This window comes from Roseobacter phycocola (assembly GCF_042055075.2).
Classification (GTDB): domain Bacteria; phylum Pseudomonadota; class Alphaproteobacteria; order Rhodobacterales; family Rhodobacteraceae; genus Roseobacter.
The window spans coordinates 1678989-1703682 of the sequence record NZ_CP194010.1 but is presented as its reverse complement, the minus strand read 5'-3'; the positions used below and the strand labels follow the sequence as shown (position 1 = coordinate 1703682).

26 protein-coding genes and 1 tRNA gene are annotated in these 24694 nt (G+C 62.2%); 12 read left to right on the top strand and 15 right to left on the bottom strand.

What is annotated here, in order from left to right; genetic code table 11:
* Positions 1 to 31 precede the first annotated feature (31 nt).
* The 6 genes from AB4K19_RS08370 to scpB all read left to right on the top strand — a co-directional run bounded on the left by AB4K19_RS08370 (position 32) and on the right by scpB (position 6521).
* Positions 32 to 1174, top strand: coding sequence for a deoxyguanosinetriphosphate triphosphohydrolase (locus tag AB4K19_RS08370; RefSeq protein ID WP_375227958.1), 1143 nt, complete (start codon positions 32 to 34; stop codon positions 1172 to 1174).
* 69 nt (positions 1175 to 1243) lie between these two features.
* Positions 1244 to 2989: an arginine--tRNA ligase gene (gene argS / locus AB4K19_RS08365; RefSeq protein WP_375227957.1), complete on the top strand. Its 1746-nt coding sequence runs from the start codon at positions 1244 to 1246 to the stop codon at positions 2987 to 2989.
* A gap of 78 nt (positions 2990 to 3067) precedes the next feature.
* The gene (locus AB4K19_RS08360) at positions 3068 to 4048 is read left to right on the top strand and encodes an SPOR domain-containing protein (RefSeq protein WP_436399437.1); all 981 of its coding nucleotides are present in this window, start codon (positions 3068 to 3070) and stop codon (positions 4046 to 4048) included.
* 8 nt (positions 4049 to 4056) lie between these two features.
* On the top strand, positions 4057 to 5055 hold the full coding sequence (nagZ, locus tag AB4K19_RS08355; RefSeq protein ID WP_375227954.1) for a beta-N-acetylhexosaminidase: 999 nt from the start codon (positions 4057 to 4059) through the stop codon (positions 5053 to 5055).
* Between the two features lie 15 nt (positions 5056 to 5070).
* Positions 5071 to 5862, top strand: a complete 792-nt coding sequence (locus AB4K19_RS08350; RefSeq protein WP_436399436.1) for a segregation and condensation protein A — start codon at positions 5071 to 5073, stop codon at positions 5860 to 5862.
* A 53-nt stretch (positions 5863 to 5915) separates the two neighbouring features.
* Positions 5916 to 6521, top strand: a complete 606-nt coding sequence (scpB, locus tag AB4K19_RS08345) for an SMC-Scp complex subunit ScpB (RefSeq protein ID WP_375227952.1) — start codon at positions 5916 to 5918, stop codon at positions 6519 to 6521.
* Between the two features lie 55 nt (positions 6522 to 6576).
* Here scpB and AB4K19_RS08340 read toward each other — a convergent pair whose 3' ends face one another.
* The 8 genes from AB4K19_RS08340 to AB4K19_RS08305 form a co-directional block, all read right to left on the bottom strand.
* A complete protein-coding gene (locus tag AB4K19_RS08340) occupies positions 6577 to 7656 on the bottom strand; it encodes a 2'-deoxycytidine 5'-triphosphate deaminase (RefSeq protein ID WP_436399435.1) in 1080 nt (359 codons plus the stop codon).
* Positions 7657 to 7723: 67 nt separating this feature from the next.
* A tRNA-Pro gene (locus AB4K19_RS08335) sits at positions 7724 to 7800 on the bottom strand.
* A gap of 57 nt (positions 7801 to 7857) precedes the next feature.
* On the bottom strand, positions 7858 to 9204 hold the full coding sequence (locus tag AB4K19_RS08330) for a MerR family transcriptional regulator (protein WP_436399434.1): 1347 nt from the start codon (positions 9202 to 9204) through the stop codon (positions 7858 to 7860).
* 4 nt (positions 9205 to 9208) lie between these two features.
* Positions 9209 to 9511, bottom strand: coding sequence for an integration host factor subunit alpha (gene ihfA / locus AB4K19_RS08325; RefSeq protein WP_375227950.1), 303 nt, complete (start codon positions 9509 to 9511; stop codon positions 9209 to 9211).
* 97 nt (positions 9512 to 9608) lie between these two features.
* Entirely contained in the window at positions 9609 to 10580 is a 972-nt protein-coding gene (locus AB4K19_RS08320; RefSeq protein WP_375227949.1) for a beta-ketoacyl-ACP synthase III, read from the bottom strand.
* Positions 10581 to 11651 (bottom strand): phosphate acyltransferase PlsX, encoded by a 1071-nt coding sequence (gene plsX / locus AB4K19_RS08315; RefSeq protein ID WP_375227948.1) that lies wholly within the window; start codon positions 11649 to 11651, stop codon positions 10581 to 10583.
* Positions 11652 to 11698: 47 nt separating this feature from the next.
* Positions 11699 to 11905: a 50S ribosomal protein L32 gene (rpmF, locus tag AB4K19_RS08310; protein ID WP_159979744.1), complete on the bottom strand. Its 207-nt coding sequence runs from the start codon at positions 11903 to 11905 to the stop codon at positions 11699 to 11701.
* Positions 11906 to 12141: 236 nt separating this feature from the next.
* Complete coding sequence (locus AB4K19_RS08305; protein WP_436399433.1) at positions 12142 to 12714, bottom strand: YceD family protein; 573 nt, start codon at positions 12712 to 12714, stop codon at positions 12142 to 12144.
* A gap of 91 nt (positions 12715 to 12805) precedes the next feature.
* Here AB4K19_RS08305 and AB4K19_RS08300 point away from each other — a divergent pair, with 91 nt between their 5' ends.
* From AB4K19_RS08300 to AB4K19_RS08290, 3 genes are read left to right on the top strand one after another with little or no spacing between them, the layout of a single operon-like run.
* A complete protein-coding gene (locus tag AB4K19_RS08300; RefSeq protein WP_436399432.1) occupies positions 12806 to 13276 on the top strand; it encodes an outer membrane protein assembly factor BamE in 471 nt (156 codons plus the stop codon).
* 21 nt (positions 13277 to 13297) lie between these two features.
* Positions 13298 to 14074 carry a GNAT family N-acetyltransferase gene (locus tag AB4K19_RS08295; RefSeq protein ID WP_375227946.1) on the top strand — a complete coding sequence of 259 codons (777 nt, stop codon included), beginning with the start codon at positions 13298 to 13300 and terminating at the stop codon, positions 14072 to 14074.
* A gap of 52 nt (positions 14075 to 14126) precedes the next feature.
* On the top strand, positions 14127 to 15950 hold the full coding sequence (locus AB4K19_RS08290) for an ABC-F family ATP-binding cassette domain-containing protein (protein ID WP_436399431.1): 1824 nt from the start codon (positions 14127 to 14129) through the stop codon (positions 15948 to 15950).
* Positions 15951 to 15988: 38 nt separating this feature from the next.
* Here AB4K19_RS08290 and AB4K19_RS08285 read toward each other — a convergent pair whose 3' ends face one another.
* The 3 genes from AB4K19_RS08285 to AB4K19_RS08275 all read right to left on the bottom strand — a co-directional run bounded on the left by AB4K19_RS08285 (position 15989) and on the right by AB4K19_RS08275 (position 18651).
* Complete coding sequence (locus tag AB4K19_RS08285) at positions 15989 to 16786, bottom strand: hypothetical protein (protein WP_375227945.1); 798 nt, start codon at positions 16784 to 16786, stop codon at positions 15989 to 15991.
* A gap of 168 nt (positions 16787 to 16954) precedes the next feature.
* Complete coding sequence (locus tag AB4K19_RS08280; RefSeq protein WP_375227944.1) at positions 16955 to 17710, bottom strand: SDR family oxidoreductase; 756 nt, start codon at positions 17708 to 17710, stop codon at positions 16955 to 16957.
* A 44-nt stretch (positions 17711 to 17754) separates the two neighbouring features.
* Positions 17755 to 18651, bottom strand: a complete 897-nt coding sequence (locus tag AB4K19_RS08275) for a GNAT family N-acetyltransferase (protein WP_436399430.1) — start codon at positions 18649 to 18651, stop codon at positions 17755 to 17757.
* A gap of 45 nt (positions 18652 to 18696) precedes the next feature.
* Here AB4K19_RS08275 and AB4K19_RS08270 point away from each other — a divergent pair, with 45 nt between their 5' ends.
* Positions 18697 to 18834, top strand: a complete 138-nt coding sequence (locus AB4K19_RS08270; RefSeq protein ID WP_375227942.1) for a hypothetical protein — start codon at positions 18697 to 18699, stop codon at positions 18832 to 18834.
* On the opposite strand, the gene tyrS is transcribed toward AB4K19_RS08270, so the two are convergent.
* A complete protein-coding gene (tyrS, locus tag AB4K19_RS08265) occupies positions 18831 to 20123 on the bottom strand; it encodes a tyrosine--tRNA ligase (protein WP_375227941.1) in 1293 nt (430 codons plus the stop codon). The genes AB4K19_RS08270 and tyrS overlap by 4 nt on opposite strands.
* A gap of 65 nt (positions 20124 to 20188) precedes the next feature.
* Between tyrS and AB4K19_RS08260 the strand changes: the two genes are divergently transcribed.
* The gene (locus tag AB4K19_RS08260) at positions 20189 to 21313 is read left to right on the top strand and encodes an anhydro-N-acetylmuramic acid kinase (RefSeq protein WP_436399429.1); all 1125 of its coding nucleotides are present in this window, start codon (positions 20189 to 20191) and stop codon (positions 21311 to 21313) included.
* A gap of 2 nt (positions 21314 to 21315) precedes the next feature.
* On the opposite strand, the gene AB4K19_RS08255 is transcribed toward AB4K19_RS08260, so the two are convergent.
* The gene (locus AB4K19_RS08255) at positions 21316 to 21735 is read right to left on the bottom strand and encodes a cupin domain-containing protein (protein WP_375227939.1); all 420 of its coding nucleotides are present in this window, start codon (positions 21733 to 21735) and stop codon (positions 21316 to 21318) included.
* Between the two features lie 46 nt (positions 21736 to 21781).
* Between AB4K19_RS08255 and AB4K19_RS08250 the strand changes: the two genes are divergently transcribed.
* Positions 21782 to 22861, top strand: a complete 1080-nt coding sequence (locus AB4K19_RS08250) for an NAD(P)/FAD-dependent oxidoreductase (RefSeq protein ID WP_436399428.1) — start codon at positions 21782 to 21784, stop codon at positions 22859 to 22861.
* On the opposite strand, the gene AB4K19_RS08245 is transcribed toward AB4K19_RS08250, so the two are convergent.
* On the bottom strand, positions 22851 to 23363 hold the full coding sequence (locus tag AB4K19_RS08245) for a GNAT family N-acetyltransferase (protein WP_375227937.1): 513 nt from the start codon (positions 23361 to 23363) through the stop codon (positions 22851 to 22853). The genes AB4K19_RS08250 and AB4K19_RS08245 overlap by 11 nt on opposite strands.
* Entirely contained in the window at positions 23363 to 24637 is a 1275-nt protein-coding gene (gene eno / locus AB4K19_RS08240; protein WP_375227936.1) for a phosphopyruvate hydratase, read from the bottom strand. The genes AB4K19_RS08245 and eno overlap by 1 nt, the downstream gene beginning before the upstream one ends.
* Between the last annotated feature and the right edge of the window lie 57 nt (positions 24638 to 24694).

Here is a 24694-nt window from a genome sequence, read left to right as displayed (position 1 = left end):
CCCCGGGACAGGCCACAAGGACCAGCGAGCTATGACTGCGCAGTATGCCTCCGATCCCGCACTGGCCAGGGGGCGGCGCGTGCGGGAAGAGGAAAGCACTTTCCGTTCGTGTTTTCAGCGCGACCGGGACCGGATTATCCATGCCAGCGCGTTCCGGCGGCTTAAACACAAGACCCAGGTCTTCATCGAGCACGAGGGCGATTATTACCGGACGCGGCTCACCCATTCCATTGAGGTCGCACAGGTGGCCCGCACAATTTCCGGCGCGCTGGGGCTGAACGCGGAACTGACCGAGGCCGTGGCACTGGCCCATGATCTGGGTCACACGCCCTTCGGACACACCGGCGAGGATGCGCTCTGCGCGCTGATGGAGCCCTATGGCGGGTTTGATCACAATGCGCAGGCGATCCGGATCGTCACCAATCTGGAGCGGCACTACGCGGATTTTGACGGGCTGAACCTGACCTGGGAAACGCTGGAAGGCATCGCCAAACATAATGGCCCGGTGACCGGCGAAATCCCCTGGGCGCTGGCGGCCTGCAATGCCGAAATGGACCTTGAGCTGCACACGCACGCCAGCGCCGAAGCGCAGGTTGCAGCCATCGCGGATGACGTGGCCTACAATCACCATGATCTGCATGACGGGCTGCGGGCTGAACTCTTTTCCACGGATGAGCTGGCCGAACTGCCGATCCTGCGGGAGTGTTTCGCCGAAGTTGATCAGAAATATCCCGGTCTGAACTATTACCGCCGCCGCCACGAAGCGCTGCGCCGCTTTTTTGGGGTCCTGGTTGAAGACGTCATCGTCTTTGCCCAGCAGCGCCTCGCAGAACTGCAACCGGCGTCTGTTACGGATGTCCGGCATGCCGGGCGCTCTGTGATCCGGTTTTCGGACCCGTTGTTTGAGGATCTGAAGGTGATCCGTGCGTTTCTGTTCCAGCGCATGTACCGCGCCCCGAGCGTGGTCGAGATGCGCGCCCGTGTGACCAATGTTGTCGAGGAGCTCTTTCCGTGGTTCATGGCGCACCCGGATCAGCTGCCGAAACAATGGCGCAAGGATGTGGCTGAGGCCCGCACTGAAACGGCGCTCGCGCGGATCGTGTCAGACTATATCGCGGGCATGACCGACCGGTTTGCACTCCAGGAGCATGAACGCCTGATCGGCGGGCTCTGAGCCTGCGCGGTTGACCCGGACACAGGCCGTGATAAACCGCGCGCAACACTTCCCGAAGGACAAACGCCCGTGAACCTCTTTGCCGATATCCGTCACCTGGTGACCGAAACACTGGAAGCTATGATGGCTGATGGTGCGCTGCCGCAGGGGCTGTCACTTGAAAACGTGACGGTCGAGCCGCCGCGCGATGCCGCCCATGGGGATATGGCAACCAATGCCGCGATGGTTCTGGCAAAACCAGCGGGCATGAAACCCCGCGATATTGCTTCGCTGCTGGCGGAAAAACTGGGCGCGGATGACCGTATCACCAGTGCCGAGGTGGCGGGGCCGGGGTTTCTGAACCTGCGGCTGGCACCCGGTGTCTGGCAAGAGGTGATCCGTGCTGTTCTGGCAACGGGCACGGATTTTGGCCGGGCGTCATTGGGCAGCGGTAAAAAGGTCAACGTCGAATATGTATCCGCGAACCCTACCGGCCCGCTGCACGTTGGGCATACCCGGGGGGCGGTCTTCGGCGATGCGCTGGCCTCGCTGCTGGACTACGCCGGATTTGACGTCACGCGGGAATACTACATCAATGATGGGGGTGCTCAGGTCGATGTGCTCGCCCGGTCGGTATACCTGCGGTATCAGGAGGCCCACGGCCAGGAGGTGGCGTTTCCGGACGGCACCTATCCGGGCGATTATCTGATCCCGGTGGGGCAGGCGCTCAAGGACAAGGTTGGCGACGCCTATCTCGACAAGGGCGAACAGTTCTGGCTGGAAGACATCCGGAACTTTGCCACCGACGCCATGATGGATCTGATCCGCGCGGATCTTAACGCGCTGGGTGTTGAGATGGACGTCTTCTATTCTGAGAAGTCTCTGTACGGTACCGGCCGGATCGAGGCGGCGATTGATGATCTGCGGGGCAGGGGCCTGATCTACGAAGGTGTGCTTGAGCCGCCCAAGGGCAAAAAGCCCGAAGACTGGGAACCGCGCGAACAGACGCTTTTCAGATCCACCGAACACGGGGACGATGTGGATCGTCCGGTGATGAAATCGGACGGCAGCTGGACCTATTTCGCGCCGGATATTGCCTATCACTATGACAAAGTCAGCCGTGGGTTTGATGCGCTGATCGACATTTTCGGGGCGGATCACGGCGGCTATGTCAAACGGATGAAAGCTGCCGTTTCCGCATTGTCCGGCGGCACGGTGCCGCTCGATATCAAGCTGACGCAGCTGGTGAAGCTGTTCAAGAACGGTGAGCCGTTCAAGATGTCCAAACGGGCGGGGACCTTTGTAACCCTGCGGGACGTTGTGGATCAGGTCGGACCTGACGTGACGCGTTTTGTGATGCTGACGCGCAAGAACGACGCGATGCTGGATTTCGATTTCGACAAGGTGCTGGAACAGAGCCGGGAAAATCCGGTTTTCTATGTCCAGTATGCCCACGCGCGGGTTGCGTCGATCCTGAACAAAGCGAAAGAGGCCGGAATTGACGTGGCCGATGGCACACTGGGGGCGGCGGACCTTGGCCTTCTGGCGCATCCGGCTGAACTGGCCATGGCCGCACGGCTGGCGGAATGGCCGCGTCTGGTGGAAACTGCGGCGCGCTCCAATGAGCCGCACCGGATTGCGTTCTACCTCTATGATGTGGCGTCCGATTTCCACAGCCTCTACCACCTGGGCCGGTCCGACGATACGTTGCGTGCCGTTCAGGAAGGCGATGCAGCCACAAGCCAGGCAAAAATCGCCCTCGCCCGGGCCACGGCGATTGTAATTTCGGCCGGTTTGGGTATTCTTGGCGTCACACCGGCGCAGGAAATGCGGTAACACAACCATCCGGCGTCCGGACAGGCAATCGAACACGACCAGAGGGGCAATGTACCCCGAAGGCAGAGCGAGGCATTGATGGCGGATATCGAATTCTCCCATGACATGGGCGGCTATGGCCGTGCATCTGAGACACGGGCGCAGGAACCTGCGGCGACGCATTCCCTGACTTTCATGACCAATCTGGCCGGCGCGGTGGTCTCACTCGCGCTGATCGCCGGGATCGGGGTCTGGGGGTACAAACTGATGGTGCGGGACGTGAGCGGTATCCCCGTCGTGCGTGCCGCCGAGGGCGACATGCGGATCCGGCCGGAAAACCCGGGCGGACAACTGGCCCGCCACCAGGGTCTTGCCGTGAATGCCATCGCTGCTGAAGGTATCGCAGAAGGCCCTGTTGATCAGGTTGTGCTGGCGCCCCGCGGTGCGGCACTGACTGCAGAGGACCAGCCGGTTGTTCAGGCGGCGGCACCGGTTGAGCTTCCGGTGCGTCTGAGCCCCGCGCGGGATGCTTTTGCAACCCCCGCAGTCGCACCTGTTGCTGAAGTTGATCAGGCAGCCGCCATCAATCAGCTGGTCGAAGAGCTGACGGCTGGCAGCGAACCACTGGCCGCCCAGGAAGAAGATCCCGCGCTCGCAGATCCTGTGCTGCAGGCCGCAGCCGAAGCACTGCCGACGCCGAAGCCTGCCGTTGTGCAGCAGACCGGCCTGCGGGTTTCCGCACGCCCCGTGCTGCGTCCGGCCCGTGTTCAGGCGGCAGCGTTCACACCGGCGCCTGATACAGCAGAGATTGATCCGGCACGCATTCCGGCGGGGACACGTCTGGCACAGCTGGGGGCTTTTGAAAGCCCCGAGGTGGCGCGCAGTGAATGGGGTCGTCTCGCGGGCCGCTTTGGTGATTTCATGAACGGCAAGTCGCGGGTTATTGAAAAGGCTCAGTCCGGGGGCCGGACGTTTTACCGCCTGCGCGTCATGGGCTTTCGTGACCTGAGCGACTCGCGCCGGTTCTGTGCGGCTTTCAAGGCCGAAGGGGTCGACTGTATCCCCGTCGCCAGCCGCTGACGCGCGTTGTGACACGCTTTGGTGCCACCATCCTTGATGCAGAAGGTCTGCGCCTGAGTGCAGAGGAAAAAGCGTTCTTCCGCGACGCCAATCCCTTTGGATTCATTCTGTTTGCCCGCAATATCGACACGCCGGATCAGGTCCGCGCGCTGTGCGAAGATATGCGCGAAAGCGTTGGCCGTGACGCACCCATCACTGTTGATCAGGAAGGCGGCCGCGTGCAGCGGCTGCGCGGGCCGGTCTGGACGGAATGGACGCCGCCGCTGGATTTTGTGAAGGCCGTCGGAGCAAGCGCCTCGCAGGCAATGTATCTCCGGTATCGCCTGATTGCCGCCGAACTGCTGGCCGTGGGTATCGACAGCAACTGCGCGCCCATGCTGGATGTTGCCGGGGCGGAAACACATCCATTCCTGCGCAACAGGTGTTATGGCTCTGATCCCGGTACGATCGCCGTGCTGGGCCGTGCTGCAGCAGACGGGATGCTGGCGGGCGGTGTCTTGCCGGTCATGAAACACATTCCGGGACACGGGCGGTCCACTCTCGACACACATTTTGAACTGCCACTGGTCACGGCCGCCCGTGCCGCGCTCAGCGGAACAGATTTCGCGCCTTTCCGGGAGCTCAGTGACCTGCCGATGGGCATGACCGCGCACCTGGTGTTTTCCGGGATAGATGACCGGCCTGCGACGCTCTCGCCTGTGATGATGCAGGTCATCCGGGATGATATCGGGTTTGACGGTCTGCTGATGACAGATGATCTGGGCATGAAGGCATTGCAGGGCGAACGCGCGGATCTGGCGGCACGTGCCCTGAAAGCGGGCTGCGATGTCGTTCTGCACTGCAATGCGCCGCTGGCAGAGCGGTGTGCGGTGGCAGAAGCCGCAGGTGAAATGAGCGATGCTGCACAGGCCCGGGCGGAGCGTGCACTGGCAGCGCGCAGGCAGCCGGATGATATTGACATTCCGGCCCTTCAGGCTCAGCTTGGGACGCTGTTGAACGGGGCGTGAAGGTCGGTCGGGTCCATGTCAGAGGACACTTTTGAAGAGGATAAAACCTCCGTCGCGGACCGCCTGGCGGCCGAGGCGCTGATCGTTGACGTCGACGGTTTTGAGGGCCCTCTCGATCTGCTGCTGACGCTGAGCCGGACCCAGAAGGTTGATCTGCGTAAAATCTCTGTTCTGGCACTGGCACGGCAGTATCTGGCTTTCGTTGAACGGGCCAAAGCACTGCGCCTGGAACTCGCGGCCGACTATCTGGTGATGGCGGCCTGGCTGGCCTTTCTGAAATCACGCCTGTTGCTGCCGCCCGACCCCGAAGAGGAAGGACCCTCCGGTGAAGAGCTGGCCGCACACCTGGCTTTTCAGCTTGAGCGGCTGCAGGCCATGCGGGATGCCGCCGCGCGCCTGATGGGGCGCGACCGGCTGGGACGGGATTTCTTTGCCCGTGGCCAGACGCAGGAAGTCACCCGCATCCGGAAAGTTCAGTATACCGCTACGCTGCTGGACCTGATGCAGGGATATGCGCGTATCCGGACACGCGACGAATTCCGGCCCTTTGTCATGGACCGGGATGCGGTGTTCACGATGGAACAGGCGCTGGACCGGATGCGCGGGCTGATCGGCTTTGCCGGCGACTGGACCGATATTGTCAGCTATCTGCCCGAAGGTTGGGAGATGGACCCGGTTCGGCGGCGCTCGGCCACGGCTGCCACCTTTGCGGCGTCGCTGGAGCTTGTTAAAGAGGGCCATCTGGAAATCCGCCAGTCAGAAACATTCGCGCCCATTCAGCTGCGCAAAAAGGACAGACCTGCGTGACAGACGAGACCTCTGCGACCGAAGAAGAACAAAGCCTGTTTGAGGCGCCGCCCATGGCGGAACAGGAGCGCATGGTTGAGGCTATCCTCTTTGCCTCTGCTGAGCCGGTCTCGCTGCGGGAACTGGCCGCGCGTATGCCGCATGGTTCTGATCCTGCAGAGGCGATTGTTTATCTGCGAAAGCGCTATGAAGGGCGCGGGGTGAATCTGTGCAAGATCGGTGACGCCTGGGCGATGCGGACCGCGCCGGATCTCGGGTTTCTGATGCAGCGCGAGACGGTGGAGACCCGCAAGCTGTCCCGCGCAGCCATCGAGACACTGGCGATTATTGCATACCATCAGCCGGTGACCCGCGCCGAGATTGAGGAAATCCGCGGCGTATCGGTCAGCCGCGGCACCGTGGACCAGTTGCTTGAGATGGAATGGATCCGTTTCGGGCGGCGTAAAATGACCCCTGGACGTCCAGTAACATTTGTTGTGACAGACAGCTTTCTTGACCACTTCGGGCTGGAAAATGCGCGCGATCTGCCTGGTCTGAAAGAGCTGCGGGCCGCAGGTCTGCTGGAAAACCGACCACCGCCCGGAAGCCTGCCGGTGCCGTCAGATGCGGACGACGAGGAAGAGAGCGCGGAAGGTCAGAGCGAGCTTTTCGAGGATTGATGCCAGCGCTGCCCTGGCCGCCAACAAGGTTCGGGCCGGAGTTGAAGTCGCCCGGTTATTCCGGTGCTCGGAAGTGTTTGGAGAGTTTCAGCCCCTGACCCTGGTAGTTCGACGCAATGTCTAAGCCGTAGAGCTGCTCGGGCAGTTCGTCCATCCGTTCATAGATCAGGCGGCCCACAACCTGGCCATGTTCCAGCACAAAGGGCGCCTCGTGACAGCGTACCTCGAGCACGCCGCGTGACCCTGCGCCGCCCGCCTCGGCATAGCCGAAGCCCGGATCAAAGAAGCCTGCGTAGTGCACGCGGAATTCACCGACCATCGCCAGAAAGGGTGCCATTTCAGCGGCATAACCCGGGGGAATTGTCACCGCCTCCCGGCTGACAAGTATGTAGAACGCGCCGGGATCAAGAATGATCTTGCCGTTGTCGCTGTGTACTTCTTCCCAGTATTCGGACGCGGTGTAGTGATTGATCAGATCGAGGTCGATCACGCCGGTATGCGGTTTCGCCCGGTAGCCGACCAGTGTCGTGTCCGGCAGGCGCAGATCGACAGAAAAACCGAGGCCGTCGTCAATCACCGCTTCGCCATCGACCAGCGGCGTTTCCGCATGCAGCGCGCGAAGGCTGTCGTCATCAAGAACGGCCTGGGTGTCACGAAAACGGATCTGGTTCAGACGCATGCCAGGTCGCACGAGCACAGAAAAGGAGCGGGGGCAGATCTCGGCATAAAGCGGGCCGTGATAGCCGGGTGCGATGCGGTCAAACTCGGTGCCGCCATCCGTGATGGTGCGGGTCAGCAGGTCAAGCCGTCCGGTTGAGCTTTTGGCGTTGGCAACTGCCTGCACATTTTCGGGCAGAGCCAGCGATTCCATCAGGGGAACCACATAGACACAGCCCTTTTCCAGAACGGCTCCATCAGTCAGGTCTACGCGGTGCATCTCAAACTCGCGCAGACGGTCAGAGACCCGCGCACCGGCACCGGCCAGAAAGGACGCGCGCACCCGCCAGGCGGTACGCCCCAGGCGCAGGTCAAGGCTCGCAGGCTGGATCTGTGCGTCTGTGACGTTTCGGGTGCCTGCAATCTGATTAGACGCAATCATCTGCGCGATCTGCTGACTGGGAAGAACGCCACTCATGAGCCGGCTCCTGAAAGTGCAAAGGCCCGCGCGATGGGGGCGCGGGCTCTTTGGACATGTCGGTTGATGGTCGGGCTAGCAGGACTCGAACCTGCGACCTTCCGTCCCCCAGACGGACGCGCTACCAGGCTGCGCCATAGCCCGACATGAGCCGCTTCATACCCGATCTGAGGGCCGTGACAAGTGCGAATTGCCATTGCCTCAGTCTTTGCCCGCGTCTTTGTGCGCTCCGGTCACATCCGCCCGCAGCTGAGCCAGACGCGCCACAAGCGGACGGATCTGCCCGGCCTGCTCCGGCGTCAGCGTCCGGACCCGTGACAGCGCAGTCAGCGCCGACGGCTCAGCGGTCATCGAACTTTCGGCTGGTGGTGCGGGAATGTCGATCCGGCGGGGCACCGGCACCGCTTCCGGTGCTGCGGCCTGTTCCGTTTCGGTCTGTGGTTCGGTTTCGGGCGCCTCGGCTTCCGCGGCAGCATCTTCGGTGATCGGAGGTTCGGGTTCAGCGGCCGTTTCTTCGGGCTCCGTCGCGGATACGCTGGCGGAAGGCTCGATTTCGTCCGACGCCTGCGGTTGTGGCAGGTCATCAATTTTCGGGGCCGCAGCCTCTGTGTCGCCGGGGGATGCGGACGCTCCGTCGTCCCTGTTCAGTGGATGCCGCAGGAAACCAGGCAGCTCTGCGACCGGCTCATCCTCTTCGGGTATCTCTTCGGGGGCGGTTTCCACAGGAGCAAAATCGTCTTCGATGTCTGCAGTCTGCGACTCAACATCGGGTTCGCCTGACCCAGCAATTGGGGTCTCATCCGGCTGGGAGACCTCCGCCGGAGCTGCATCTGCAAGCTCGTCGTCAGCCGCAATGAGCGGGTCAGGTTCGCTGTCCTCTTCAATGGGCGTGTCCGCAGCCTCCAATTCGTCCGGAAGGGGCGACGAACCGGCATCCGTCAGAGGTTGTGCGTCAGCAGCAGGCTCGGACAGCGGCTCCGGTGCCGTCTGCTGCGGTACCACCGGCGCTGTATCTTCTGCTTCCGCATCTGACGATACATCCGGTTCTGCGGCGGCGACTGACACCTCGGGCTCGGGCACGGGTAGCTCTTCTTCTGGCTCAGTGACCGGCTCAGCAACGGGTTCTGCATCCGGAGTTGCAGCAGGCAGTTCGGGCGCAGGCTGTACTTCACCTGTCTCTGCCGGTTCTGCACTGAACGCCGGCGGTTCCGGGGCGGGTTGCGTTGCCACCTCATCTGCCACCTGGTCGTCAATCACGGCAGCTGTCAGGTCATCCAGCGGCTGCGACATCGCCGCCACATGCGCCACACCGTTTTCGCGCAGCATTTTCTGCGCGCCCTTTATGGTCAGACCGTCCTCATGCAGCAGCTTTTTCAGGCCGCCCAGCAGTAACATATCGTTGGGCCGGTAATACCGCCTGCCGCCGGCGCGCTTGACCGGCTTTACCTGACTGAATTTGCTTTCCCAGAACCGCAGTACATGCGCCTGCACCCCCAGCCAGTCTGCGACCTCTGAGATCGTGCGGAAAGCATCAGGTGATTTTGGCATCAGCTCAGGACTTGTTCCCGTTTGCCACGCGATCCTTCATCAGGTGCGATGGACGGAATGTCAGTACGCGGCGCGGGTTGATCGGAACCTCTTCACCGGTTTTTGGGTTGCGGCCCACCCGGGCCGATTTGTCCCGCACAGAGAAAGTGCCGAAGGACGAAATTTTGACCTGCTCTCCCCGCACCAGCGCGTCAGACAGATGATCCAGCACGGATTCAACCAGTTGTGCGCTTTCGTTACGGGACAGTCCGACCTCGCGGAAAACGGCCTCACTCAGATCCATGCGTGTCAAAGTCTTTTCGGCCATGTTTTCCCCCTGAATTTTCAGCCACCATAGGGGAGGCGTATTTTCCGAGTCAATATCAACGGCTTGCGTGGCGGGGGATAAGCGGAAAATACCGCGCCTACCAGCGCAGAACGACTGCACCCCAGGCAAGACCACCGCCGATTGCCTCGGTCACGATCAGATCACCCTTGCTGATCTGCCCCCGGTCGCGCCCAACGGACAGCGCCAGCGGGATCGAAGCGGCAGAGGTGTTGCCGTGATCCTGGACGGTGACAACCACCTTATCCATGGGCAGCCCCAGCTTTTTGGCCGTGCCCTGGATGATCCGGATGTTCGCCTGATGCGGTACGATCCAGTCCACTTCAGCGGACTCGACGCCTGCGCGTGCCATTGCGGTCGTTGCTGTCGCTGCGAGTTTCTCTACGGCATGACGGAAGACCTGATTGCCCTGCATCCGCAGGTATCCGGTTGTGCCCGTCGAAACCCCGCCGTCCACATAGAGCAGGTCTTTGTGGCGGCCGTCGGAATTCAGGTCAGTCGCCAGGATGCCTCTGTCCTGCGGGGTGCCTGCGCTCTCCTGTGCTTCCAGCAAAAGGGCACCGGCGCCATCGCCAAAGAGCACGCAAGTCGACCGGTCGGTCCAGTCCATGATGCGGCTGAAGGTTTCTGCACCGATCACCAGAACACGGCTGGCCTGTCCCGACAGGATCAGTGCATTGGCGTTGCTGAGCGCATATACAAACCCCGCGCAGACCGCCTGAACATCGAACGCAAAACCGCCCGTCATACCCAGCTCAGCCTGAACCATGGTCGCGGCAGACGGGAACGTCAGATCAGCGGTCGAGGTCGCAACAACGATTGCATCCACATCGGCGGCCGTCAGACCGGCGTCCTCAATGGCGGCGCTGGCAGCCCGTGCGGCCATGCCCGAGGTTGTTTCGCCCTCGGCCGCAAAGTGACGGCGCTCAATGCCGGAGCGCGCGCGGATCCATTCGTCCGTTGTGTCCAGCGTCTTTTCGAACTCGGTGTTCGGCACCACCCGTTCGGGCAGATAGTGGCCTACACCGGCAACAACAGCGCGGATCGTCATTTACGTATTCTCCTCTGCCGGCAGGGCCGCAACCCGCGCCGCCAGTTTGTCCGTGAACTGAATATGAGCCAGTTGTGCGGCAAGCTTGATCGCCGCAGATACACCGGTTGCATCGGCGGCGCCATGGGATTTGACCACCGTACCGTTAAGGCCCAGAAAAACACCGCCATTCACACGGCGCGGATCGATCTTTTTGCGCAGACGACCCAGAGATGTATAGGCGAGCAGCGAGGCCAGGCGCGACAGAGGCGAGTAACGGAATGCCTCCCGAAGGCGGTTTCCGACAAGGCTGGCTGTCCCTTCGCCGGTTTTGATCGCCACATTGCCGGTAAAGCCGTCGGTCACGATGACGTCGCAGATGTCGCCGGAAATGTCGCCGCCTTCCACAAATCCCGCAAAATCAAAACCGGCAGCTTCCTGCTGGTCCCGAATCAGCTCGAAGGCTTCTTTGAGCTCGGGGCGGCCTTTGTGTTCCTCGGTGCCGACATTCAGCAGACCGACCCGCGGGCGGGGCAGATCGAGGCCATTGCGCGCGTATGACATGCCCATCAGCGCATAGCGGAGCAGGTCATCCGCATCCGCGCGTACGTCAGCGCCCACATCGAGCAGCACATTGAACCCCTGCGGGTTGGACGAGGGGTAAAGCACGGCAATCGCGGGTCGTTTAACCCCGGGCAGGCGGCGCAGACGAATAGTCGAAAGCGCCATAAGCGCACCGGTATTGCCACAGGAAACGGCAACGGAGGCGGTACCTTCGCGGACCGTTTCGATGGCAGACCACATAGAGGTTTCGCTGCCATTGCGCACAATGTGGCTTGGTTTGTCGTCCATCGTGACAACGCCGGTGGCGTGCCGGACCTCGCAGCGGCCATCCAGAACACGCCGCCGCCCCACCAGCGCGTTCAGCTCGTCTTCTGGGCCGTGCAGGATAAAACTGATGTCGGGGTTTTTGCGGGCTGACACGTCGCAGCCCGCCACAACAGCAGCGGGGCCCGCGTCCCCGCCCATTGCGTCAACGGAAATTATGATCCGTCCGGTCTTTGTCTCTGCCTGATCGGTCTGTGCCGTCATAGAGCGACCGCCTCCAAACCTGCTGCCCTTATTCTTAAGGGACAGGTTTAGGCCGCGTCGTCTTCCAGATCAATCTCTTCTGTCAGTGCCACGACTTCTTTGTCGTCATAGTGGCCACAGGCAGCACAGACGTGGTGGGGGCGTTTCAGCTCGCCACAGTTGGTGCATTCGTTCGGGTTTGCAGCGACCAGGGCGTCGTGCGCGCGACGGTTGTTGCGGCGCGACTTGGAAACTTTGTTCTGTTGAACAGCCATTGGCCTGTCCTTTTTGTCGTTCGGGGCCGGGCGCTCAAAGGGCTGCCGGACGGCCGGTTTTAGGAATCTGTCCCATTCGGGTGTGACGTGCGTTTAGGGCCTGTCCGGATGGAAGTCCAACCCTAATTCGCCGAGCGCCGCAAAATACTCGTATTCAGGTGCGGTGCAAGCAGGTTTTTATGAGAATTCCCGCCTTTTTGCGGGGGCTTTCGGCAGGCGCGGCGTCGTTGGCCGCCTCAACTGTCGTCCCCTCCATCCTTCGGTGCCTCTCCGGCAAGTTTGTCCCGCAGGTCCGCAAGTCCCGCAAAGGGCCGGGCATCCTCATCCTTCATCGGCGCGACACCGGGGCCCGCATAAACCATGTCGCCGCTTTCAGCTCCCGGCGCCCGGGGATAGAGCGGCAGTTCCAGCGCCAGCGCCTCCAGCATGATAGCCCAGGGGTCGATATGCGTGCCCAGAGCGTCTGTTGTATCATCTTCGGGCATTTCGGCTTCGGGTTCATCCGGGTCGGTGAAATCGCTGAGAAAAAGGCGGGTCACATCGGCGTCAATCCGCGTGGTCACAGGTTCCAGTGTGACACCGCAGGGCTGTATGACAGTGGCCCCGAGCCGGCCTGTCAGCCGCCAGTCCGCGCCGCCTTCGGCACGGATATCCCCCTGAAACGCCAGTTTGCGCAATCCTGACAGATCAAGTTCTGCCGCGATCGATCTGAGCGTCTCCGCATCAGGCCGGTACGCAAAGGGCGTGGCGCTGTTCTGGGCAAGGTCCGCCACCCTCAGCGCGGTTGCGGATGGTGTGGTCTGCTTCATAGGGCGTTGCTTTCGTTTCTTGAACCGGGGCGTCCGCTTGGTATAAGCGGGATAAAAGTCATAATGCCCAAGGGCAAGAGGGTACACTCACATGCAGACAGGGTCCGCGTTCAGAATATTTGCGTCACGCGCGCTCAGGTTGACCGGTGTCGCCGTGGTGTGCACAGCTCTCAGCGCCTGTTCGTCGCTCTACAGCAATCACGGCTATGTTCCGGCGCAGGAAGATCTGGATCAGATCGCAGTGGGTGTGGATACCCGTTCCAGCGTCGAGGAGACGCTGGGAGCCGCGGCGTCCTCTTCGGTGATCAATGACAACGCGATGTATTTTGTCCGCAGCCGTTTCCGCCAGACCGCATTCTTCGAGCCGGAAGTCGTGGACCGTGAAGTACTCGCCATCAGTTTTGATTCGAACGGCATTGTGGCCAACGTTGAACGCTTCGGACTGGAAGACGGAAATGTTGTTCCGCTTGCGCGGCGCGTTACCGACACAACAGTCGGCGACCGTAGCTTCCTGCAGCAGCTCTTTGGCAACATCGGCGGCTTTGGTCCTGTCGGTCTCTGACAGGCCGCACGCTGCATCCGCATGATGCGCAAAGATCCGCCCCGGTCCGGCACTTCAGCAGACAAAACGGGCGTCCAAAAGACTGACGTCCGCAAGTTTATCCTGCGCACAAGCCGGACTGACAGCGACATTGACGCGGCGCGGGCACTGCGGGCTGAGGCCTTCGCATCCGGGAAGGAGCTGTCAGGTGACAGCTGGGACGCAACCGCATCGCATTTCCTTATTGAGGACAGCCATGACGGGACACTGGTCTGCTGTTTCCGGATGCAGGATTTCCGGGCCTGTGATGCCGAAGAAAGCTACTCGGCAGGGTTTTATGACCTTGCCAGATTACAAACCTTTGGCGGGACGCTGACAGAGGTCGGCCGTTTCTGTCTGGCGCCGGGGCGGCGCGATCCGGACATCCTGCGGCTGGCCTGGTCTGCCATTGCCGCGCATGCCGGCCGTCAGGGCACAAGGTTGCTTTTTGGATGCTCGTCCTTCAGGGGCACGGACCCGACGGTTTATGCGGACACTCTGGCCCTGCTCAGAAAGCGGCATCTTGCGCCCGGATCGTGGTTGCCGGGGGTCAGAGCGCCCGATGTATTCCGGTTCTCCGGACTCGGCGATCACGCGCCGGACCCGGTGCAGGCACTGCGCAGTATGCCACCACTGTTGCGCAGTTACCTGAGACTGGGCGCGCGCGTCAGCGATCATGCGGTGATCGACCGGCAGATGAATACAACGCATGTTTTCACCGGCCTCGACATCAGCGTCGTGCCAGCTTCCCGCAGACGCCTGCTGGAGAGGCTGACCTGAATTTCCGCAAGCGGCCATTGACCCGAACCGCAGAGCCGCGTAGCCCGCCTGCATGGCACGTGTACCCCTTTTACAGCTGAACGGTATCTCGCTGACTTTTGGCGGTGATCCGGTTTTTGATGATCTGAGCCTCGTGGCCCAGCCCGGTGATCGCGTGGCGCTGGTGGGGCGCAACGGATCGGGCAAATCCACACTGATGAAGGTTATGGCAGGCCTCGTTGAGCCGGACCGCGGGGAGGTCGTGGCGGGTCCTGGTGTGTCTGTTGGATATATGGAACAGGACCCGGATCTGTCGGGCTTCACCACGCTCGGCGATTTTGCGGCGGATGGTCTGGACCCGTCCGAGATGTACCGGATCGAACGCGCGGGCGAGGGGCTGAAATTCGATCCTGCGCGGCCTGTCGCGACGGCCAGCGGCGGCGAGCGCAGGCGTGCGGCGCTGGCCCGTCTGATGGCCGGCGCACCGGACCTGATGCTGCTGGACGAACCGACCAACCACCTTGATATCGAAGCCATCGGCTGGCTGGAGCGCGAGTTGCAGCAGTCCCGCCAGGGATATGTCATCATCAGCCACGACCGGGCGTTCCTGCGCGCGCTGACCCGGGCGACGCTGTGGATCGACCGTGGCGCGGTACGCCGTCAGGAAAAAGGGTTCGAGGCCTTTGAGGCCTGGCGCGATACGATCTGGGAAGAAGAAGACACCCAGCGCCACAAGCTGAACCGCAAGATCAAGGCCGAAGCCCGCTGGGCGGTCGAGGGTATATCAGCGCGCCGCAAACGGAACATGGGCAGAGTCCGGGCGCTGCAGGATCTGCGGGCCGAACGCGCGGCACAGATCCGGCGTCAGGGAACAGCCGCCATGGCGCTGGACGCCGGACCGAAATCCGGCCGCAAGGTGATCGAGGCCGACTCTATTTCCAAGGCCTTCGGCGACAGAACCATTCTGAAACCCTTCTCCCTGACCGTGCAGCGCGGGGACCGCATCGCCTTTGTCGGACCCAACGGGGTGGGCAAAACCACGCTGCTGAACATGCTGATCGGACGGGAGCCGCCGGACACCGGATCGGTGAAGCTGGGCACAAATCTGGAACTTGCGCTGTTCGACCAGGCGCGGGCGCAGCTGGACGGTGACATGAGCCTCTGGGACAGCCTGACCGGCGATCCGGACATGCGGGTGTCGGGCAAGGCAGATCAGGTGATGGTCCGGGGGGCGCCAAAACACGTGGTGGGCTATCTCAAGGAGTTTCTTTTTGACGAGGCGCAAGCCAGAGCGCCGGTGCGGGCCCTGTCAGGTGGCGAGAAAGCGCGGCTGCTGCTGGCAAAACTGATGGCGCGGCCCAGCAACCTGCTGGTGCTGGACGAGCCGACAAATGATCTTGATGTGGAAACCCTCGATCTGCTGCAGGAACTTCTGGGGACCTACGACGGGACGGTTCTGCTGGTCAGTCACGACCGTGATTTTCTGGACCGCGTAGCCGCGACGACCATCGCGATGGAGGGCGATGGCCGGGCAACGGTCTACGCCGGTGGCTGGAGCGATTATATTAGCCAGCGCGGCCCCGGGGCGCGCCAGGACGTGGCTGCAGCACCGCCAAAGGCCCGAAAGGATCCGGCGAGCACAAAGCAGATCACCAAACCACAGGGGCTGAGCTTCACCGAAAAGCACCGCCTTGAGGCCCTGCCGGCAGAGATCGCACGCCTTGAAGCGGAGATCGGTAAACTGACAGAGCTTCTGGCGGATCCGGATCTCTATGCATCCAACCCGGTGAAGTTCAGTAAAGCCACTGAGGCCCTGGTTGAGAGACAGGAAAAGCTGGCAGCCGCCGAAGACGAATGGCTGACCCTCGAGGAAAAAGCGTCAGACGCCGGGGTGTGACCCGGCGCACAGCGATCCGGTGCGCCGGGCGAAAGCTGTCAGGCCGTCTGACGGCGTTTGCGCCAGGCAGGCAACACGAGACCACCCAGCGCGATCAGCAACCCGGAGAACGCAGGTGGCAAAGGCACGGCAGCAATCGTCGGGGGCAGGATTTCGGGGTCGTCAACCGGGACGTCATCCGGCGTGTCGCCGGGCGTTTCCCCGTTGGTTTCCTGCAGAAGGGTGCTCCTGCGCAGTGTAGCGGCAACGTCTGCGGAAATTGACGGCAGGAAGTCCGGATTGCTGAGCAGCGACAGGTTGATCACCGGATCCATCAGAGCGCCCATCCCGTCGTCTGTGTGATCAGCGCCAAGGATATGCCCGAGTTCATGCGCGGCAACCACGCTCTGCAGCATCTCAGAGGTGCCTTCCGCACTGACGATGCCAAAGGGCAGAGTGGGGGCATCCACGTACGCTGCGCCCACGGTGTTGCCGGTCAGTCGCGGGCCAAAGCCCAGAACGGTTGTGCGCGGTGGACTGTCAGGGGCGGCTGTGGCAGCAAACTCTGTCAGCAGACGGAACGGACTGGTACGGCCTGCGCCGTCGCTGAGAGCGGCGAGATCGAGCGTGACCGGATCGGGTGACGGCAGAAAGTTCAGGGTGATGTCCGTCTGATCGAAGATCCTGTTCATATAGCTCTGGTCGATGTCGGGCTCGAAGCACCCTGTTGGTCCGCTGTCGCAGATGCCGACGGTCAGGACATCGAGCTGCAGCACTGCAGCGGAAAGGGGTGCGGCCTGAAGCAGACACACCACAAGAGCGTATCGGCCAAGTTTTCTGGGGGCAGAGGGTAACATATGCATACTCCGGCATTCAGGTGTTTCCGGGATCAGGCGGCATGCCGGATCCACTGCCAGAGATTGAATTTGAGGGTTGTACACAGCGCAATAATGAGCGGAAATCCCCGCCGGATCGGGCGCTGGCGCGCCTGGTCGTGGCAGAAATGCGCCGGCCCCTACGCGGGGTCAGCGCATCCTGAGGGCGCCGTCGATCCGGATGACTTCGCCGTTGAGATACCCCGCCGTCACGATAAAGGCCGCGAGATCCGCATATTCGGCAGGATCGCCGAGGCGGGCCGGGCAGGGGACGTCGGCGGCGAGCTGGTCCTGAACTTCCTGAGGAAGACCTGCAAGCATGGGAGTGCGGAAAATACCGGGCGCGATGGTCATCACGCGGATACCGGAGCGGGACAGATCGCGTGCCATGGGCAGGCACATACCGACAATGCCTCCCTTGGAAGCGGCGTAGGCCGTCTGACCTTTCTGGCCGTCGTAGGCCGCGATGGAGGCTGTGTTGATAATTACGCCCCGGGCCCCGTGCGCGCCCGGTTCGTTGTGTTGCATGGCGTCGGCCGCAAGGCGCGCCACGTTGAAGGAACCGACAAGATTGATGTCTATTGTCCGCTGAAAGAGACCGAGGGGATGAGGGCCATCCCGACCGATGGTTTTCGCCGCATCTGCGATGCCGGCACAGTTCACCGCCGCTGTGATACCGCCCATTTTATCGCGGGCCAGCGCCACTGCGGCTGCAACCGACGCTTCGTCCGTCACATCGGTCCGTGCAAAATGACCGCCGATCTCGTGTGCGACGGCGTGCCCCCGTTCGCTGTCGAGGTCAAGCAGCGTGACCTGTGCGCCGCGTGCTGCAAACCCTCTTGCTGTTGCCTCTCCCAGTCCCGAAGCGCCGCCGGTGATGATCGCTGATGTTCCCGCCAGTTCCATGGTGTGCTGTCCCTCTGTCCGCCTGCACAACACAAAGCATGGGGTCAGTTGGCTGTCCAGAGACCCCGCATCAGGCGTTTGTCCAGCCGCGCGACACGTCCCAGCCATGGCGTCACCGGTGGCCACCAGCCCCATGTGCCACCCAGCCTGTGCGGCACTGCGCCGGTCCCCAGTTTGAACCGTGCAAGACCGGGTGCGTCCTCGGTGTTGATGATCCCGAGGTCCAGGGTTTCTGCCCCGGTGCGCCGCAGCCATATCATGGCAGACCACAACAGAAGGGTCTGCGCAGACATCTGACGGCCCCGGACGGTTGTGTGACCAATGTGATAGGTGCCGCCCGTGCCATGACGCAGGACCAGCAGGCCGGCCACGACCTCTTTGCCAGCGAAAGCCGTGAACAGTTTCGCCCCGCTTCGGTTGGCCCGTGTCCATGCGATGGTCAGCGCAGGGGGCCAGTTGCGGTAGCCGCGTCGACGCTGTTGCGCCGTTTCCGCATGCAGAAGCCAGTGGCGCGGATCATCGGGCATATTCTGGCGCGTCACACGCAGATTCTGTCCCTGTGCATGTCTGAGCCTGTTGCGCCATTTCTGGTGCAGACCCGCCATCAGCAGATCATCAGAGCCCGCAAGGTCAAGCCGCGCGACCGTTGCAGGGCTGACCAGCGGAACAGCACCGGCAGCAGCGAGATCGACCGGATGGTCAGGCGAGACAATAACCGGCCCGCGCGTACGGGCGGACGAAAGATGGCGCCAGAGGATTTCAGGATCATGCACCTGCGCCCGGGACAGCAGCGTGACAGGCAGGCCACGCCAGCGGCGGTGCAGGGCAAGCGTGCCATCAGGCAGCCGCCGGGGGGCCTGGCCAAGCAGTTCAAGCGCGCCAGCGAACTCGGCGCTTTGCTGGAGCGCGGCGGGGGGTGTTTCCGGGGCAGCGTCAAACATGTCCGCATTAACGCAGCGGAAACCTAAAACGTGGTTAATCAGCCTATGAAAAATGCAGCATCCATACAGGGCGTTCATGCGCCCGCGACCCGCGTGACGCGCACAGCCGCCTTTATCGTGGCGGCTGCGCTCTCAGTACCGGTATTCGTTATCCTGTCACTGGTCGACTGGCTCTGGCTTTAGTCGAGCTGCACCAGCGCATGGCGCTTTTTGCCCGCGCTCAGCTTCACAGGCTTGGCGCGCAGACGCCGCATGCTCAGCAGTGGACGGTCCGGCATGACCGGTTCATCGTCGATACGGGCACCATTTTCAGCGATCAGGCGCTTTGCTTCCTTGCCCGATTTGCAAAGGCCTGCCTTGACCAGCAGTCCGGCCACAGGGATTTCCGTGGGCTCCGCATCGTCGGGCTGTCCCGGGGCGGGCACGAGAAACAGATCGTCCTGTGAGATCGTCAGGCGGGGCAGGTCGTCTCCGACGCCGCCTTTCTCGAACACTTCGCGCGCGGTTGCTTCGGCCGCTGCCGCCGCTTCTGCGCCATGCAGGAGTGTGGTGACCTCATTGGCCAGCCGTATCTTGGCCTCGTTGATCTCGGACCCTTCCAGCGCGCCAAGACGGTCGCACTCGCCGGTCTCAAGCTCTGTGTAAAGCTTCAGGAACCGCCCCACGTCCGCATCGTTCGTATTGCGCCAGAACTGCCAGAACTCATACGGGCTGAGCATGTCACCGTTGAGCCAGATGGCACCGGCCTGCGATTTGCCCATTTTCTTACCGTCTGATGTCGTCAGCAAAGGCGACGTGAGACCGTATACCTCACCGTCAATGACCCGCCGCGTCAGGTCGATGCCGTTGACGATATTGCCCCACTGATCCGAGCCACCCATCTGCAGAACGCAGCCATAACGGCGGTGCAGTTCCATGAAGTCGTAAGCCTGCAGGATCATGTAGTTGAATTCGAGAAAGGACAGCGACTGTTCGCGGTCGAGCCGTGACTTCACGCTCTCAAACGACAGCATCCGGTTGATCGAGAAATGCCGCCCGATGTCACGCAGGAAGTCGAGATAGTTCAGATCATCAAGCCATTCCGCGTTGTTGATCATCAGCGCGCCGGTGTCGCTGTCATCATAATCGAGGTAAGCCGAGAACACCTTTTTGATGCCCGCGATATTGGCATCGATATCCGCAGGGCTCAGCAGCGGGCGTTCGTCCGCGCGGAACGACGGGTCGCCCACCTTGGTGGTGCCGCCGCCCATCAGTGTGATCGGTTTGTGGCCTGTTTTCTGCAGCCAGCGCAGCATCATGATCTGAATGAGTGATCCCACATGCAGCGATTTCGCCGTGGCATCAAAGCCGATATAGGCCGGCTTCACCCCGGAGCAGAGCACGTCATCCAGCCCCTGATAATCTGTGCAATCGGCCAGAAAGCCGCGCTCGATCATTACAGCGACAAAATCCGATTTGGGGTGCCAGGTCATGTGTCTTGCTCTTTCACGGTGAATGCGGTCACTCTATAGGCGGTGCAAAGACAAAGGAAAAGGCTTTGAGCAGGGCCATCCCGAAAACCGGAATCGTCACAGCGCTGGGCGCGATGAGCGGCACGTCTCTTGACGGGGTTGATGCGGCTGTTCTGCGCACGGACGGGCGTGACATAGAGAGCTTTGGCGCAAGCGCTTACCGGGCCTATTCCGCGCAGGAACGACAGGTTCTGGCGGAGGCCCTGGGTCAGTGGGAGGGCCCATCCGTTGTCGCGGCGCAGCGGGTGGTCGAACAGGCGCATCTTGAGGCGCTGCGCGGATTTGAGGACATCGATCTGGTGGGGTTTCATGGTCAGACCCTGGCGCATGCCCCGCGGACCAAAGGCACGCTGCAGGTTGGCGATGGCGGCTGGCTGGCGGATGCGCTGGACTGTCCTGTTGTCTGGGACTTCCGCAGTGCCGACGTCGAACTGGGCGGGGAGGGCGCGCCGCTCGCGCCGTTTTTCCATTTCGCCTGTGCAAAGTACATCGGGGCGCAGGGGCCGCTGGCCTTCCTCAATCTGGGCGGTGTCGGGAACCTGACCTACGTGGATCCGGCGGCTGCCGCACCGGAAGCCAATGGCGCACTGCTGGCTTTTGACACGGGGCCGGCGAATGCGCCGGTCAACGATCTGCTTCAGGCCCGTCGCGGCCTGGCCTTTGACAAAGACGGTGAAATCGCGCGGCAGGGCAGGGTCGAAAAGGGTGCTCTGGAGTTGTTTCTGGCGGAGAAATTCTTTGCACGCATGCCGCCCAAATCTCTGGACCGAAACGATTTTGCGGAGATGATAGCCCTTGTGCGGGAGCTCAGCGATGCGGATGCCGCCGCCACGCTGACCGCCATGTGTGCGGCCGGCGTGGCCGAAGGGGTCAGGCATTGCCCGCAGGCCCCGGGGCGCGTTCTGGTCACAGGGGGTGGTCGCCACAATCCGGTGCTGATGGAGATGCTCGCGGTGTCGCTGGACTGTCCTGTGCAGCCGGTCGAGGACGTCGGCCTCGACGGGGACATGCTGGAGGCGCAGGCCTTTGCCTATCTCGCGGTGCGCGTCGCGCGGGGTCTGCCGACATCCTGTCCGGGTACAACGGGCGTGCGCGCTGCTGTCAGTGGAGGCATCCTGAGCCGGCCCTCCGTCCATCAGGCGACCGGATGACGTCAGGCGCGGGGGATGTCAAACCCAGGTGCTGCAAGCGTGAAACCGTCAAATGAAAATCCGGGCGACACAGTACAGCTGACCAGCGTGTAGTCCCCCGTCGTGCGTGCGGCCTGCCAGTGGTTTTCCGGCACGATGATCTGGGGCAGTGCGGTGTTAAGGTCCGGGCCGAGCATGTGGTCCTGTGCCGGACCCCCATCAGTTGCGCTCATCGACAGGACCAGTGGCGCGCCCGCGTGCCAGAGCCAGATCTCCGTTGCGTCCACGCGGTGCCAGTGACTGCTTTCCCCCGCCGCCAGAAGAAAGAAGATACAGGTGCCCGTGGGGCGGCCTTCGTTTTTTGCGACCCAGGTCTGGCGGTAATGGCCGCCCTCGGGGTGAGGCTGCAGATTTAAGCGTCTGATGATGTCTTGTGCTGTCATACCGGCACTGTACTCTTCTGCGGGTGCAGGTCGAGAGGGACAGGGTATGAAAGTGATCGTCGTGGGGGCAGGGATACTGGGTGCCGTCACTGCCTGGCACCTCGCAAAGGCAGGCGCAGACGTCACCGTGATCGACGCAGGCCAGCCGGCTCATGGCGCGTCCGGCGCATCATTCGGATGGATCAACGCCAGCTTTTTTGCCGATGAAGATCATTTCCACCTGCGCGCAGCCTCCATCGAAGCGCACCACCGGCTTGCAGAGGTCCTGGGCAGTGGCGCGGTACAGTGGCAGGGCTGTCTGTGCTGGGAAGAGCAGGGTGCCGCCTTTGACGCACAACGCGATGCGCTGAAGGCGCTGGGTTACTCTGTGAGCGAGGTGGATGCGGATGCGTTCCGGGCGCTGGAGCCATCGGTCGCGCCGCCGCCGCGTGCGTTGCTTTTTGAGGATGAAGGTGCAGTCGACCTCGTGATGCTGGCGCAGGATGCGTTGCGGGCTGCCTGCGCCCTGGGTGCCCGCGTGATCACGGGGCTAAGGGTCAGTGGGCTGCAGCAACGCAGCGGGCGCGTGAGCGGTGTTGCCTGGGCTGGCGGTGTGATCGAGGCGGACAGGGTTGTGCTGGCGACGGGGACCGCGACATCAGAGCTGTTGCGCTCGGTGGACGTTCCGCTGCCGATGCTGGACCGGCCGGGCCTCATCATGCGCACGGCGCCACTGCCGCCGTTGCTCAGCCACATTCTTGTCAGCCCGGGCCAGGAACTGCGGCAACTGCCCGATGGTCGGCTGCTGGCACCGACGGCCGCTTCGCACCAGGGGGATGAGACCCCGGAAGTGGTGGAAAGCCCGGCCGCCCTGGCAGAACTTGCTGCAGCCCGTGTCAGTGCGCTCATCGGGCGGCAGGTGGACTGGCAGGAGGTGACGCTTGCCTGGCGTCCGGTGCCGCAGGACGGGTTGCCGGTAATCGGTGCCTGTGGCCCGAACGGGCTCTACGTGACCACGATGCATTCCGGCGCGACGCTGGCGCCTCTGGTCGGAGAACTGGCAGCGGCGGAGGTGATGGGGCAGGTGCCGGGCAACGCGGATGCCGCTTTGCTGGCACCTTACCGACCGGAGCGTTTCAAAGCGTAATTTCGTAGAATACGAGGAATTTCTCGTAACCCGGCGGCAGTTCCGAATATGGCCCACGCGCCTGAAAGCCCAGCTTTTCATAGAGTTTCTGCGCGTGCACGAACTGGCGCGAGGTATCCAGCAGGATCCGCCGGTACCCATCCGTGCGCGCCTGATCGATCAGCGCCCGGGACAGGGTCAGACCCGCACCCGTCCCCCGTGCCGCCTCGCGCACGTAGACGCGCTTGATCTCTGCATCGCCTTCGCCGATCCGGTGATACATGCCGCATCCGACCGGAACACCGTCCAGTTCTGCCAGCAGTATTATGCCCTGGGGCCTCGCATGTTTGTCTGCCAGCACGTCCATCAGGGCCGCGTATGTCTCTTTCTGATAGGTGAAAGAAACCGCTTCGCGGACCTCATCGCTGAAGTTCAGCAGATAGTCACGGTATTCCCAGCACAGCGCCCGAACCGCGTCGAGATCGGCAGGCTCAGAGACCTGCCGGACAGTCAGGCCCGCCATCAGCGCAGGATCGAACGACCCGCGTATTCCGCAGTCTCGCCAAGTGCTTCCTCAATGCGGATCAGCTGGTTGTATTTGGCCAGCCGGTCGGAACGCGCCAGTGAGCCCGTTTTGATCTGACCGCAGTTGGTGGCAACGGCCAGGTCCGCAATGGTCGCGTCCTCGGTTTCGCCGGAACGGTGGGACATCACATTGGTAAAGCCCGCGCGGTGCGCCATGTCGACCGCTTTGAGCGTTTCTGTCAGGCTGCCGATCTGGTTGACCTTCACAAGCATCGAATTGGCGGAGCCGCGCTCGATCCCCATGGACAGGCGGGCAGGGTTGGTCACAAAAAGATCGTCGCCGACCAGTTGCACCCGGTCACCCAGAGCGTCCGTGAGGGCCTTCCAGCCGTCCCAGTCGTCCTCTGACATGCCGTCTTCGATGGAAATGATCGGGTAGTCGTTGACCAGTGCTGTCAGGTAATCGACGTTTTCCGCAGAGGACAGCGATTTACCTTCACCCGCCAGTTCGTACTTGCCGTCTTTGTAATACTCGGTCGCGGCGCAATCCATCGCAAGATAGATGTCGTCGCCCGGTTTGTATCCGGCTTTTTCGATGGATTTCAGAATGAAATCAAGCGCGTCCCGGGTGGAGTTGATGTTCGGCGCGAAGCCGCCCTCATCCCCGATGCCCGTGGACAGGCCAGCCGCTGAAAGCTCTTTTTTCAGCGTATGGAAGACTTCCGAGCCCATGCGGACGGCCTCGCGGATGTTTTCCGCAGCCACCGGCATGATCATGAATTCCTGTATGTCGATCGGGTTGTCTGCGTGTTCGCCACCGTTGATGATGTTCATCATTGGTACCGGCAGAACGCGCGCGGACGTGCCACCCACATAGCGGTAGAGCGGCTGGGTGCAGTAGTCGGCTGCAGCTTTTGCGGCTGCCATGGAAACACCCAGGATCGCGTTGGCGCCAAGCCGGCCCTTGTTATCTGTGCCGTCCAGCTCGATCATTGTGGTGTCGATGTCGACCTGTTCGGTGGCGTCGATGCCCACCAGGGCTTCGGCGATTTCGCCGTTTACAGCCGCACAGGCCTCCAGCACACCCTTGCCCATGTAGCGCGATTTGTCGCCGTCACGCTTTTCCACGGCTTCATAAGCGCCTGTGGACGCACCCGACGGGACCGCCGCGCGGCCCATTGTGCCATCTTCGAGGATCACATCCACCTCAACGGTGGGGTTGCCCCGGCTGTCGAGGATTTCGCGGGCGTGGATGTCGATGATCGTGCTCATGGTGTTCTCCCACTGGAATTCGGTTGTGCGCGTGATACCGGCATGCGTGCGCAATGG